Raw genomic sequence first — 14835 nt, forward strand, 5'->3', positions numbered from 1 at the left:
GACAGCCCGGGCGGGAGGCAGCATGGCACGGTTCATCGGTCTCGACCTCGGCGCGGAGACCCTCAAGGCCGCGGAGCTGGTGCGGTCGGGGGAGGGCTGGACCTGGGCGCGGCGGGCCTGCATCACCCACGGAAAGGACCCCGGAGGAGCCCTCCTGCGCCTGCTCGGTGAGTGGGGCTGGGATGGGGTGGCTGGCGCGGCCGTGACGGGTCGCCTGGGCCGCCCGGTGGCCCTGGCGCGGGTGCCTGGACGCCAGGCCCTCGCCGCGGGCTTCCGGTTCAGGTACGGGATCGAACCCGCCACCGTCGTGTCCATCGGTAGCCGCGGCTTTTCGGTGCTGGAGCTCCGGGGTACCGGGCATGAGGTCTATCGGGAGAACGGTCGCTGCGCGCAGGGGACGGGGAATTTCCTGCACCAGCTGGTGGGGCGGTTCGGACTCACCGTCGAAGAGGCCTCGGCTCTCGCCCAGGGCGTGACCGATCCGGCTCCCTTGTCGGGCCGCTGCCCCGTGATCCTCAAAACAGACATGACCCACCTGGCCAACAAGGGGGAATCCCGCGAACGCATCCTCGCAGGGCTGCTCGACGCCATCGCGGAGAACGTGCAGGCCCTCATGAAGCCGAAGGTCTGTCCCGAGCGCCTGCTCCTGGCCGGTGGCGTGGCCCGTTCCGCCCGCATCCAGGCCCACTTCCGCCGCCACGCGGAGGCCCACGGGATGACCTTTCTGGAGGCCGCAGAGGAAGACCGCCTCTACCTGGAAGCCCTGGGTTGTGCCCTCCTGGCCGCCGAGGCCCCGGGACCACTGCCTGGACTGGAAGCCCTGCTGTGCCCGCCGGATCGCGCGGTGATGGAGGCCTCCGAACCGCTGTCGTTCTACCTCGACCGGGTCCGCCGCCTGCCGGGGCCCCCCGAGCCTCTGGCTGCGGGGCCCGTAGAGACCCTTCCCGTCGAGGTGATCGTAGGCTTCGACATCGGCTCCACGGGTTCGAAAGCGGTGGCACTGGAGCCCGAGAGCGGGACCGTGCTCTGGGAAGCCTACTTGCCCACCGATGGCGCGCCGGTGGCGGCCGCCCAGGCCCTCATGCGCCACCTCCTGGCGAGCCCCGCCGCCGCGCACCACCTCCGGGGCTTCGGCGTGACCGGGTCGGGCCGGGAGATCGTGGGTTCCTTGCTCTCCGTATGCTACGGCCGGGAGGCGGTGTTCGTGCTCAACGAGATCGCCGCCCACGCCACCGGCGCGCTGCAGTGCGATCCGCGGGTGGACACCATCTTCGAGATCGGCGGCCAGGACGCCAAATACATCCGGCTCGCCGACGGCAAGGTGGTGGACGCAGCCATGAACGAGGCCTGTTCCGCTGGCACCGGCTCCTTCATCGAGGAGCAGGGGCGCCGCTTCACCGGGATCGATTCCGTGGCGCAACTGGGCGAGGTGGCCCTGTCCGCGGACCACTGCATCTCCTTGGGCCAGCACTGCTCGATCTTCATGGCCGAAGTCATCGACGCGGCCGTGGCTGCCGGCCTTCCCCAGGCCACCATCATCTCGGGCATCTACGACTCCGTGGTGGCGAACTACCTGAACCGCGTGAAGGGCAGCCGTTCCGTGGGGCAGGTGATCTTCTGCCAAGGCATGCCCTTCGCCTCGGACGCCCTGGCCGCGGCGGTGGCCCGCCAGACTGGCGCCGAGGTCATCGTGCCGCCCAAGCCCGGCCTCATGGGCGCCGTGGGCATCGCCCTCTTGGCCGCCCGCGAGCTGGCCTGGGAGGAGGTGGACGACCTGGATGGCGCCCGCTTCCTCCAGGCTGAAGTGGCCGCCAAGGATCAGTTCGTCTGCACCGCCACGCAGGGTTGCGGCGGGGCCGGGAACAAGTGCCGGATCGACCGCCTCACCACGCGCGTGGACGGCACCAGCACCAAGTTCACCTGGGGGGGCGGCTGCTCCCTGTGGGACAAGGGCACCCGGCGGGCCAAGCTGCCGGACCGGGCCCCCGATCCCTTCCGGGAACACCGGGAGCTGGTCGCCCAGGTGTCCGCGCGACTCTCGGAGCGCCGGGGCCGGCCCCTCATCGGGATCAGCAGCGAGTTCCAACTTCAGGGCTCCTTCCCCTTCTTCGCCACCTACCTCCACGCCCTGGGCTTCGACCTCCAGGTGGCCCCCGCGCCGGGGCGCGACACCCTGAAGCGGGGCATCGAAGAAGCCGGCGCCCCGTTCTGCGCGCCCATGCAGCAGTACCACGGCCTGGTGGCCGGGATGGCGGACGCCAAACCGGACTATCTTTTCCTGCCCATGATGCGGGAGCTGCCGAGAGTGGGCGGGGAACCTCACGCCGTGGTCTGCCCCATCTCCCAAGGCGCCCCGGATGTGCTGCGCCTGGGCCTGGGCGACGGCGGACCGAAGGTGCTGTCCCCCGTCGTGGATTTCGGTCCCGGGGCCTATGACTCCCCGGCCTTCCTCACCGTTTGCCGGCGCCTGGCCGCGGACCTGGGCAAGGATCTGCCTTCTGAATGGCGCTCCGCCTGGCGGGCCGCCCGGTCCGCCCAGCTGGCTTTCGAAGCGGACCTGCAGGACCTGGGCCGCCGGGCCTTGGCCTACTGCCGGGAACGGAACCTCGTGCCCGTGGTGCTGCTGGGCCGGAGCTACACCCTGCACAACGACGTGCTGAATTCCAACGTCCCCACCATCCTCCGGGAGCAGGGCGCCATCGCCATCCCGCTGGATTGCCTGCCCATGGACGCGGGCGTGCCCATCTTCGACGAAGTCTTCTGGGGGCACAGCCAGCGCATTTTGCGAGCCGCTTGGCAGATCCGCCGGACAGCGGGGCTCTACAGCATCTTCTGCTCGAACTACGCCTGTGGGCCCGACAGCTTCACCGTCCCGTTCTTCGCCTGGCTCATGGAGGGGCGCCCTTACGCCGTCATCGAAACCGATGGGCATGCGGGGGACGCCGGCACCAAGACGCGGGTGGAGGCCTTCCTCCACTGCGTCCGCGAAGACCGGCTGCGCGAGGGCCAGCACGAACCCAGGCCCGCCGCGGACCTCTGCGTGGGAACCCGCACCTTCCAGGAAATCCACCGCAAAGGGGAACGCCTCCTGATCCCGCCGATGGGTCCAGAGGCCGAAGCCGCCGCCGCGACCCTGCGGGGCTTGGGCGTGCGCGCGGAAGTGCTGCCACCTTCGGATGCGACCGCGCTCCGGTTGGGGCGGCGACAGACCTCCGGAAAGGAGTGCCTGCCCATGACCCTGGTGCTGGGGGGGCTCCTCGCCTACCTGGAGCGGCACCCGCAGGAGCGCGTGGTCCTGCTCCTCCCGGCCGCCTTCGGCCCCTGCCGCATGGGGGCGTACCGAACCCTGCACCAGCTGATCCTGAAGCGACTGGGCGAGGATGCGCGGGTGCGGATCTGGTCCCCGCCCTACGGCGACTATTTCCGCGGCCTGCCCACGGGCTTCAAAGCCCTCATCCTCGCAGGCATGGCGGCCTTCGGCACCCTGGAGCGGGCCCTCTGCCAGGTTCGGGCCGCGGAGCGGACGCCCGGCGCGGCCGACGCCATCCGGGATAAGTGGGCCGCATGCATCGCAGCCCATCTCGAAACCACGGCCGCAGGCGATCTCGGCGCCGCACGGGTCATCTCTGAAGTGGCCACGGGCCGCATCTATGGCCTCCCGGTCCTGCTTCGCCAGGCCCTCGCAGAACTCCGCCGGTCGGATACCGGTGCGGATCTGCCCCGGGTCCTGCTTACCGGGGAGATCTACGTGCGCCTCGATCCCTTCGCCAACGGCGAGATGGCGCGGGCCCTGGCCGCGCGTGGCCTCCGGGTGGATATCGAAGCCACCACCGACTTCATCGAATATTCCGAATACACCGAGCGGGCCCAGGGTGCCAAGACCGGCCCGGCTGCCTGGGTTGAGCGGTGGGTCCGGGAGCGGATCCTGGCTGTGGCCGAAGGGGCTCTGGAGTCCGAACTCGGGTGGCCGCGCCGTGGGACCCTGCCTCAGATCCTGGCCACCGCCGCGCCTTACCTCCGCGAGGCGCTGGAAGGCGAGGCCGTGCTCACGATCGGCGCCCCTCTCCTGGGCTGGCGCCGCGGCGAGATCGACGCTGCCGTCCTCGTGGGGCCCCTGGAGTGCATGCCCTCCAAATTGGCGGACGCGCAGTTCATCCATGCCACGGAACGGGAGGGCCTGCTGACCCTCTCGCTGCCCCTGAACGGGGAATCGTTGGACTTGGAGGCCCTGGACGCCTTCGCCTTCGAGGTCCGCCGACGGCACCTGCATCGCCGCCAGATCCGCCGTCCCGCGCCCCCGGATGACCTGCTCCGCACCGCCTCTTCCATCTGATCAAATCCCCCAACTCCACCGGCCCTTGGCCGACCTTGCACCGGAGTCACCATGCACCTGTCCCTCCGCATCCTCGCCTTGGTGGCCTCCGCCACCGCCCTTCAGGCCTGGGGCCCGGGCACGCATACCTACGTGGCCTACCAGCTCAAGGAAGTCGGCACGAACAAAGCGGAACTGCTGTACGGCGCCATTGCGCCCGACTTCAACCTGCTGAAGTCCATGTCCGCCACGGATCCCCTGTTCCTGGCCACCCACTATCAGGCCCTGGCCCCTTGGGAAGTGGCCGTCACCCCGCAGGAACGGGCCTTGGCCTGGGGCTTCGCCAGCCATAACGAGGCCTGGGGCGCGGACCACACCGCCCACATCGCCAGCCTCACCCTGGCGGACACCAGTCAGGGCTATGTGATCCAGAAGGCCGCGGTGCTCAAGGCGACCCTGGAGGCTCAGCTGACCGCCGCGGGCATGACCGGCTACCTCGGCCTGATCACACCGGACAACTGCCACTTCATCCTCGAATACGGCATCGACCTGCTGGCCCGGAACCTGGATCCGTACCTCGGCGCCAAGCTGGTGGAGGCCGCCTCTCACCGCAGCCCCGCCATGGGGTCGCTCATGGCCCGCGCCTATGCGCCCGGCGACCTCGGAGGTGGCGCCACCCTGGCGTACATGGAGGGGGTCTGGCGTACCTTCATGGTTCGCTACGGCCACATTTTGAAGGAACTCGAGGCCAAGGCCCTGCCGATGATGGCGGACTTCCTGGTGGACCTGGGCATCCAGCTCCAGGTCCTGCCCCCGGTCCCGCCGGACCAGCGCCCCGCCCTGGTGCAGCTCATTGGACTGGCCCTGACGGATTCCATCACCATCTGCGCCTCCGACTACCCGGGTGAGATCGGCGCCACCATCCAATCCCTGCGGACCGGTCCGCTCAGCGGAATGGACCGTTAATTCTCGCTTTTTTCTAGGTGATGGACTGCCTGGGACTCGCCTGACGGAGATGGCTCGCCAAATCCTGACCATGGCGGTAGACTATTTCCTTCGCGATCGCAGGCGACCCCCGGTCTCCGCCTCTTCTCAATCCGAATCATCCCTTTTCGCCCTGACCGGGCCTCCGGAATCTTTCCGAGGGCGGGCCCCTTCAGGAGCGACCATGTCCTTCGAATCCCTCGGGCTGCTGCCCGAGCTGCTGCGCGCCGTACGCGAGCAGGGCTACGAACACCCCACCCCCATCCAGACCCAGGCGATTCCCCTGGTGCTGGAAGGCCGCGACCTCATGGGCCGGGCCCAGACCGGCACCGGCAAGACCGCCGGCTTCACCCTGCCCATGCTGCAGCTGTTGGCTCCCCATGCCAGCACCTCGGCCTCGCCCGCGCGCCACCCCATCCGCGCCCTCATCCTCACGCCCACCCGCGAGCTGGCCATGCAGGTGGAGGAGAGTGTCCGCACCTACGGGAAGTACATCCCCCTGCGGTCCACCACCATCTTCGGCGGCGTGAACATCAACTCCCAGACCAAGGCCCTCCGGGCCGGCGTCGAGATCCTTGTCGCCACCCCGGGCCGCTTGTTGGACCACCAGGGCCAGGGCAACCTGAACTTCAGCCAGCTCGAGATCCTGGTGCTGGACGAAGCCGACCGCATGCTCGACATGGGCTTCATCCGCGACATCCAGAAGATCCTCGCCCTGCTGCCCGTCAAGCGGCAGACCCTGCTCTTCTCGGCCACCTTCACCGACGAGATCAAGCAGCTGGCCTCCAAGTTCCTGCGGGACCCGGCCACCGTGCAGATCACCCCGACCAACACCGCTGCCGAACTGGTTCGGCAGGTCGTCCATCCCGTGGATCGCGAGCGTAAACGCGCCCTGCTTTCCCACCTGATCACCAGCCGTAAGCTCGAGCAGGTGCTGGTCTTCACCCGCACCAAGCACGGCGCCAACCGCCTCTCCGAGCAGCTGGACAAGGACGGCATCAGTTCCATGGCCATCCACGGCAACAAGAGCCAGCCCCAGCGCATCAAGGCGCTGGAGGACTTCAAGAAGGGCGCGGTCCGCGTCCTGGTGGCCACCGATATCGCCGCCCGCGGCCTGGACATTGACATGCTGCCGCACGTGGTGAACTACGAACTGCCCCAGGTGCCCGAGGACTACATCCACCGCATCGGCCGCACGGGTCGCGCGGGCAGCGAAGGCGAGGCCCTGTCGCTGGTTTGCGTCGATGAGCACCGGCTGTTGAAGGACATCGAGAAGCTGCTCCGCAAGGAATTGCCCAAGGATGTCATTCAGGGCTACGCCCCCGATCCCAGCATCCCCGCCGAGCCGATTCAAACCGGACGCCAGGGTGGTGGCGGTGGTCGCAGCCGCGGCCCCGCTCGTTCGGTTCGCCCCAGTTCGGGCCAGTCGCCTCGGGGCGAACGGGGGCGTCAGTCCACCCGGCCCAGTTCCCGAGGTAAATGAAGCGGCTGCAGTCCGAGGCCGGCAGGACTTTTGTGGGGAATAATCCGGGCTATACCCCTTGACACGAGGGTTGTACGGGCGCAGCCTTGTTGCTTATGCAAGAACATGCCCCCGACCCCCTCATTGAAGCCGGCCTCGGAACCCTGGCCGCTGCCGTCCGCCGCACCCTCAAGCAGGTCGTATGGGTCCGTTTGACCCCATATGGACTCAGCCCCCAGCAGTTCTGGGTGATGCTGGTGCTTCTTGAGAAGGGCCCTTCCTCCCTGCATCCACTGGCCCAGCAGGTGTGGATGGACGACCCAACGGCCAGCCGTCTGGTGAAGGCGATGGTCGCGCGCGGGTTGCTGACCACCAAGCCGGATCCCCGGCATGGCCGCCGGATTCTGATCGATCTGGCCCCAGGGGCAGTGGCCCTGGCCCAAGAACTGCAGCACTTGGCCACAGACCTCCACCAGTCCATGGCCGCCGGCCTGTCGCCCGCGGAGCAGGAGGCCCTGAGGGGCAGCCTCCTGACCATGATCGGCAATCTGGAGGCCATGTATTCCGCCGCGCTGGCTGAGGGCGAGGCCAAGAGCCGGACCGCCGTGCCATGATCCGGCCCTAGAGCCGATTCTCCGCCCGGTGCGACCCGCCGGGCTCCTCCGCACCACCCGCTCGAAAAGGCATCGATTCCCGCATGGACGCCACCGATCCCATCCAGTCTTTCGAATCCGGCGCCGGGCGCCCCGCTCTCCTCCGCGACTGGCGCCTATGGGCCATCCTGGGAACGGCTGCGGTCATTGTTCTGGTCCTCCTTCCCCGGGGAGGAAAGAAGGAGGCTGGCACCAATCCCGCGGGCGGGCGCCCCGTGCCCATCTTGGCCGCCCAGGCCCGCCAGGGCGACATGCCCGTCAGCCTCACCGGTCTCGGCACCGTCACCGCTCTGAACACCGTCACGGTGAAAAGCCGAGTGGACGGCCAGCTCATCCGCGTGGACTTCACAGAAGGCCAGATGGTGCGCCAAGGCCAGCTGCTGGCGGAGATCGATCCACGCCCCTTCCAGGTCCAGCTAATGCAGGCAGAGGGTCAGCTGGCGAAGGATCGGGCCGCCTATCAGAACGCCCAGGCGGATCTGAACCGCCTCCAGGGCCTGGTCCAGCAGGGCATCATCTCCCGGCAGCAGCTCGACACCCAGAACTCCTCCGTAGCTCAATACGAGGCCACCCTCAAGGCCGACCAGGCCCAGGTGGAGAGCGCCAAGCTGAACCTCGTCTACAGCCGCATCACCGCCCCCATCGCGGGCCGGGTCGGTCTCCGCCAAGTGGACGCCGGTAACATGGTGCGGGCCAGCGACGCCGGCGGCCTGGCCGTCATCGCCCCGATCCAGCCCATCAACGTGGTGTTCTCAGTGCCCGCGGACGATATCCAGAAGGTGCTGGGGCAGACCGCCAAAAACGGGAAGCTGCCCGTGGAGGCCTGGGATCGCGACCTCAAGACGCGGCTCGCCACCGGCGCCCTCGCGGCCATCGACAACCAGGTGGATCCCACCACCGGCACCGTGCGCCTCAAGGCCTTGTTCGCCAACGCTGACCGCACCCTCTTCCCCAACCAGTTCGTGAATGCCCGCCTGCTGGTCGACACCCTCCGGCGCGTGGTGATCGTGCCCACGGCTGCCGTGCAGCGAAGCCCGCAGGGCTCCTTCGTCTATGTCGTGAAGGCTGACAGCACGGTAGAGATGCGCGCCATCGAAGTGCTGACCACGAATGGCGATGAAACGGCCGTGAAGCAGGGCCTCGCGAGCGGTGAAACCGTCGTCACGGATGGCCTTGAGAAACTGCGACCCGGCAGTAAGGTCGTGCTGCCCAAGCCCACTGGCACAAAGGGCTGAGCCGATGAATCCCTCCAGGCCGTTCATCCTCCGGCCGATCGCGACGTCGCTGCTCATGGCGGGGCTGCTGCTGGTGGGCATTCTGGCCTTCCGCCAGCTGCCCGTCTCGGCCCTGCCCCAGGTGGACTACCCCACCATCCAGGTGGTGACCTTCTATCCCGGCGCCAGCCCCGATGTGATGGCCTCGGCCATCACCGCTCCCCTGGAACGCCAGTTCGGTCAGCTTCCGGGCCTGAACCGCATGTCCTCCTCCAGCTCGGGCGGCAGCTCGATCATCACCCTCCAGTTCGTGCTGGACCTGAACATCGATGTGGCGGAACAGCAGGTACAGGCGGCCGTGAATGCCGCTGGGACCTACCTTCCCCGTGATCTCCCCAATCCGCCCATCTACAGCAAGATCAATCCGGCTGACGCACCCATCCTCACGATGGCCCTTACTTCGAGGACCCTGCCCCTCTCCAAGGTGGAGGACTTCGCGGACACCCGCCTGGCCCAGAAGATCTCGCAGCTCCCGGGCGTGGGCCTCGTCAGCATCAGCGGCGGCCAGAAACCCGCCGTCCGCATCCAGGCCAACCCGTCGGCCCTGGCGGCCAAGGGTCTGACCCTGGGCGACGTGCGCACCGCCGTGGCCCAGAGCAACGTGAATCAGGCCAAGGGCAGCTTCGACGGCCTGCGCCAGGCCTACGCCATCGGTGCCAACGACCAGCTGCTGTCCAGCGAGGACTACCGCCCCCTCATCATCGCCTACAAGAACGGCGCCCCAGTGACGCTGTCCGACGTGGCCACCGTCCACGATGGCGTGGAGAACGCCCGCCTGGCCGCCTGGAAGAACACCACCCCCGCCGTCATCCTCAACATCCAGCGGCAGCCCGGTGCCAACATCATCGCCGTCGTGGACCGGGTGAAGGAACTGCTCCCCCAGTTGCGGGCCTCACTGCCCGCGGCCGTGGAGCTGACCATCCTCACGGACCGCACCACCACGATCCGGGCCTCGGTGGCGGACGTGGAATTCACCCTGATGCTCACCATCGCCCTGGTGGTCATGGTGATCTTCCTGTTCCTCCGGACCCTGGCCGCCACCATCATCCCCAGCGTGGCCGTGCCGCTGTCGCTGGTGGGCACCTTCGCGGTGATGTACCTGCTGGGCTACAGCTTGAACAACCTCACGCTCATGGCCCTCACCATCTCCACCGGTTTCGTGGTGGATGACGCCATCGTGATGATCGAGAACATCATGCGCTACATCGAAGAGGGCGAACCGCCCCTCCAGGCGGCGCTGAAGGGCTCGGGCCAGATCGGCTTCACCATCCTCTCCCTGACCGTCTCGCTCATCGCAGTGCTCATCCCCCTGCTGTTCATGGGCGACATCGTGGGCCGCCTCTTCCGCGAGTTCGCCGTCACCCTCAGCGTCACCATCCTGGTGTCCGCCGTGGTATCGCTCACGCTGACGCCCATGATGTGCGCCAAGCTGCTGAAGCACACCCCGGCGTCCGAGCAGGGCCGCTTCTACCAGTCCTCCGAGCGGGTCTTCCAGCGGATCATCGCCTTCTACGGTCGCACCCTCACCTGGGTGCTCAAGCATCAGACCGGCACGCTGGTCGTGGCCGTGGCCACCCTCGCCTCCACGGTCCTGCTCTACCTCGCCATCTCCAAGGGCTTCTTCCCCGTGCAGGACACGGGCGTGATCCTGGGCATCTCCGAGGCGCCTCAGACCGTCTCCTTCCCCGCCATGGCCGAGCGACAGCAGGCTCTCGCGGCCGAGATCCTCAAGGATCCGGCTGTGGCGAGCTTGTCGTCGTTCATCGGTATCGATGGCACCAACACCACGCTCAACAGCGGTCGCATCCAGATCAACCTGAAACCGCTGGAAGAGCGCGGCCTGAGCGCCAGTGAAGTCATCCACCGCCTCCAGCCCGAGCTGGCCAAGGTCGAGGGCATCCGCCTCTACCTCCAGCCCGTCCAGGACCTCACGGTGGAAGACCGGGTGAGCCGCACCCAGTACCAGTACACCCTCGAGGACGCCGATCCCAAAGAGCTGGGCGAATGGGTGCCGCGCTTCGTGGACAAACTCTCCTCCCTGCCCGAGCTGCGCGACGTAGCCAGTGACCAGCAGAATGCGGGTCTCCAGGTCCGCGTCACCCTCGACCGGGCCACGGCCTCGCGCCTGGGCATCACGCCCCAGATGCTGGACGACGCGCTCTACGATGCCTTTGGCCAGCGGCAGGTCTCCACCATGTTCACGCAGCTGAACCAGTACCGCGTCGTGCTGGAAGCCCCCCCCGGCCAGTACCAGCGGCCCGAGGATCTCCAGGCCATCTACGTGCGTTCCGCCTCCGGCGGATCCGTTCCCCTCAGCGCCTTCACGCGCATCGAGACCATCACCTCCCCTCTGGCCGTGAACCACCAGGGCCAGTTCCCCACGGCCACCGTCTCCTTCAACTTGGCTCCCGGCGCATCCTTGGGTGATGCCGTGAAGGCCATCCAGTTGGCCCGCCAGGACGTGGATCTCCCGCCCAGCATCAAGACTGGTTTCCAGGGTACGGCGCAAGCCTTCGGCGCCTCGCTTTCGAACACGCCCTTCCTCATCCTCGCCGCGGTGCTGACGGTCTACATCCTGCTGGGCGTGCTGTACGAAAGCTACATCCACCCCATCACGATCCTGTCGACGCTGCCTTCGGCCGGTGTGGGGGCGCTGCTTTCGCTCATGCTCTGCCGGACGGATTTCAGTGTCATCGCGCTCATCGGCATCATCCTGCTCATCGGCATCGTGGAAAAGAACGCCATCATGATGATCGACTTCGCGCTGGAGGCCGAACGCAAGGACGGCAAGCCGCCTGAGGAAGCCATCTATCAGGCCTCCCTGCTGCGCTTCCGGCCCATCATCATGACCACCATGGCGGCCTTGCTGGGGGGTGTGCCCCTGGCCCTGGGCACGGGCGTGGGCGCTGAACTGCGCCGTCCCCTGGGCATCGCCATCGTCGGCGGCCTCATCTTCAGCCAGATCCTCACGCTCTACACCACGCCCGTGATCTATCTGGCGTTTGATCGCCTCGCACGCCGCCTGCGCGGCGTGCGCCGGGCCACTACCGAATGAGCATCTCCACTCCCTTCATCCATCGTCCGGTAGCCACCACGCTGCTGACGATCGCCCTGGCCCTGCTAGGTGCCATCGCCTACACCTTCCTGCCGGTCTCCCCCCTGCCTCAGGTGGAGTTCCCCACCATCCAGGTTTCGGCGGGGCTGCCGGGGGCCAGTCCAGAGACCATGGCCTCCTCCGTGGCCACGCCCCTTGAGCGCCAGTTCGGGCGCATCGCCGGCATCACCGAGATGACCTCGACCAGTTCCCTCGGAGGAACGAACATCACCCTTCAGTTCGACTTGAGCCGCAACATCGACGCGGCCGCACGCGACGTCCAGGCGGCCATCAACGCGGCCCGGGGCGACCTGCCCTCGAACCTGCCGAACAATCCCTCCTATCGGAAGGTGAATCCCGCGGATTCGCCCATCCTCATGCTCGCGCTGACCTCAAACCTGATTCCCCGTGAGCGCATGTATGACATCGCCTCCTCGGTGCTTCAGCAGAAACTCTCCCAGGTCCAGGGCGTGGGTCAGGTCTTCGTATGGGGCGGCGCGCTGCCGGCCGTGCGCGTGGATGTGAATCCCGCCGTGCTCAATGCCCAGGGCCTGGCCCTGGAAGACGTGCGCCTGGCCATCGCCGCGGCCAACATCAACCGGCCAAAGGGCGACATCTCCAACAGCACCACCACCTGGTCCCTGGCCACCACCGATCAGCTGAGGACGGCCGCTGAATACCAGCCGCTCATCGTGAGGTACAGGAAAGGCAATGCGCTGCGCCTCTCGGATGTCGCCAAAGTGACGGACTCGGTGGAGAACATCCGCAATCGCGGCTTGTCCAACGGCGTTCCAGCCATCATCGTGCCCATCTTCCGCCAGCCCGACGCCAACATCATCGACACCGTGGACCGGGTCCGGGCCATTCTCCCCCAGCTCCAGGCCTCGCTCCCGCCCACCATCGAGCTGAAAGTGCTCATCGATGCCACCCGCACCATCCGGGCCTCGGTGAGGGACGTACAGCTGGCGCTGAGCATCTCCATCGGCCTGGTGATCCTGGTGGTCTTCGTGTTCCTGCGCAGTGTTCGCTCCACGCTCATCCCCAGCGTGGCGGTGCCCATCTCACTTATCGGCACCTTCGGTGTCATGTATCTGCTGGGCTACACCATCGACAACCTGTCACTGATGGCGCTTACCGTGGCCACAGGCTTCGTGGTGGATGACGCCATCGTGGTGGTGGAGAACATAACCCGCCATCTGGAAGATGGCATGCAGCCCATGGAGGCCGCCCTCCACGGCGCGAAGGAGATCGGTTTTACCGTGGTCTCCATCAGCATCTCGCTCATCGCCGTGTTCATTCCCATCCTGCTCATGGGCGGCATCGTGGGCCGCCTCTTCCGCGAGTTCGCCGTCACCCTCTCCGTGGCCATCGTGGTGTCCATGGTGGTGTCCCTCACCACCACGCCGATGATGTGCGCACGCTTGCTCCGGCCGCACAGCGAGGAACGCCATGGGCGGATCTTCCAGGCCACGGAGCGCGCCTTCCAGTGGATCATGGGGCACTACGAGACCTCGCTGGCCTGGGTGCTGCGGCATCAGCGCTTCACCCTGACCGTGGCTCTGGGCACCATGCTCGCCACCGTGGGCCTCTACGTGGTGATCCCCAAAGGCTTCTTCCCCCAGCAGGATACAGGTCGGCTTACCGGCTCGATCCAAGCCGCCCAGGACATCTCCTTCGCGGGCATGGAGAAGCTGATGACGGGGTACGTGGCCATCGTGCAGGCCGATCCTGCCGTGGAGAGCGTCACGGCCTTCGTCGGTGGCGGTAATACTGGCCGCATGTTCTGTTCTCTGAAGCCCAACGACCAGCGGAAGGAGACCGGAGACCAGGTCATCGCCCGCCTGCGAGGAAAGACCGCTCACCTCCCCGGCGGCACCCTCTACATGCAGCCGGTCCAGGACATCCGCATCGGCGGACGCCCTTCCAGCTCCCAGTATCAGTACACCCTCCAGGGCGACGACGCCCGCGAGCTGTTCGATTGGGCCCCGAGGGTGCTCCAGAAGCTCCGCACGGTCCCCCAGCTGGCGGACGTCAACACCGACCTGCAGAACAAGGGCCTCGAAGCCTCCCTGACCATCGACCGCACCACGGCCTCGCGGCTGGGCATCACCCCCCAGGCCATCGACAGTACCCTGTATGACGCCTTCGGCCAGCGCTTCGTCTCCACCATCTACACCCCCCTGAACCAGTACCACGTGGTGATGGAGGTGGACACACCGTTCATGCAGACGCCCGATGGCCTGCGCCACACCTATGTGCGGTCCACCACCGGGGACCTGGTGCCTCTCAGCGCCTTCACCCATCTGGAGCGGCGGAACACGGCCCTCTCCGTGAACCACCAGGGTCAGCAGCCCTCCGTGACCCTGTCTTTCAATCTACCGGTGGGCGTGGCCCTGGGCGATGCTGTCACGGCCATCGACAAGGCCCAGCAGGAGATCCGCCTGCCCGGCACGATCCGGGGCAGCTTCATGGGGACAGCCCAGGCCTTCAAGGCCTCGCTGTCCAACCAGCCCCTCCTGCTGGCGGCGGCGCTCCTCGTGGTCTACATCGTGCTGGGCGTGCTGTACGAAAGCCTCATCCACCCACTCACGATCCTGTCCACCTTACCTTCCGCAGGTGTGGGCGCCCTGCTGGCCCTGCTGGCCTTCCGGACCGACCTCAGCGTCATCGCCTTCATCGGCATCATCCTGCTCATCGGCATCGTGAAGAAGAACGCCATCCTCATGATCGACTTCGCCATCGAGGTGGAACGGCGGGAGGGCAAGACCCCGGAGGAATCCATCTTCCAGGCCTGCCTGCTGCGGTTCCGGCCCATCACCATGACCACCATGGCGGCCATGCTGGGCGGCCTGCCGCTGGCCATCGGCATGGGCACCGGCTCCGAGCTGCGCCGCCCTCTGGGCATCGCCATCGTGGGCGGCCTCCTCTTCAGCCAGCTCCTGACCCTCTACACCACCCCCGTCATCTACCTCTACATGGACCGGGCCCGGCTGCGGTGGGAGCGGTACCGGGCCTCCCGGCGCGCCCTCCCCCCCGTCATCGAAAGCTGAGGACGC

General features: G+C 67.3%; 7 protein-coding genes. All 7 read left to right on the top strand.

Annotated features, from left to right (window positions below; genetic code table 11):
- Positions 1-22: 22 nt before the first annotated feature.
- The 7 genes from NOV74_RS05965 (at position 23) to NOV74_RS05995 (ending at position 14829) form a co-directional block, all read left to right on the top strand.
- Positions 23-4333, top strand: a complete 4311-nt coding sequence (locus NOV74_RS05965) for an acyl-CoA dehydratase activase-related protein (protein WP_257310114.1) — start codon at positions 23-25, stop codon at positions 4331-4333.
- Positions 4334-4384: 51 nt separating this feature from the next.
- On the top strand, positions 4385-5278 hold the full coding sequence (locus NOV74_RS05970; protein ID WP_257310116.1) for a hypothetical protein: 894 nt from the start codon (positions 4385-4387) through the stop codon (positions 5276-5278).
- Between the two features lie 202 nt (positions 5279-5480).
- Positions 5481-6779, top strand: coding sequence for a DEAD/DEAH box helicase (locus NOV74_RS05975; RefSeq protein ID WP_257310119.1), 1299 nt, complete (start codon positions 5481-5483; stop codon positions 6777-6779).
- Positions 6780-6874: 95 nt separating this feature from the next.
- Positions 6875-7372: a MarR family winged helix-turn-helix transcriptional regulator gene (locus NOV74_RS05980; protein WP_257310121.1), complete on the top strand. Its 498-nt coding sequence runs from the start codon at positions 6875-6877 to the stop codon at positions 7370-7372.
- 83 nt (positions 7373-7455) lie between these two features.
- On the top strand, positions 7456-8646 hold the full coding sequence (locus NOV74_RS05985; RefSeq protein ID WP_257310123.1) for an MdtA/MuxA family multidrug efflux RND transporter periplasmic adaptor subunit: 1191 nt from the start codon (positions 7456-7458) through the stop codon (positions 8644-8646).
- A 4-nt stretch (positions 8647-8650) separates the two neighbouring features.
- Entirely contained in the window at positions 8651-11740 is a 3090-nt protein-coding gene (locus NOV74_RS05990) for an MdtB/MuxB family multidrug efflux RND transporter permease subunit (protein WP_257310124.1), read from the top strand.
- Positions 11737-14829 carry a multidrug efflux RND transporter permease subunit gene (locus tag NOV74_RS05995; RefSeq protein ID WP_257310127.1) on the top strand — a complete coding sequence of 1031 codons (3093 nt, stop codon included), beginning with the start codon at positions 11737-11739 and terminating at the stop codon, positions 14827-14829. Before NOV74_RS05990 ends, NOV74_RS05995 begins: the two co-directional genes overlap by 4 nt.
- Positions 14830-14835: the final 6 nt, after the last annotated feature.

This window comes from Geothrix fuzhouensis (genome assembly GCF_024609325.1).
Lineage (GTDB): Bacteria > Acidobacteriota > Holophagae > Holophagales > Holophagaceae > Geothrix > Geothrix fuzhouensis.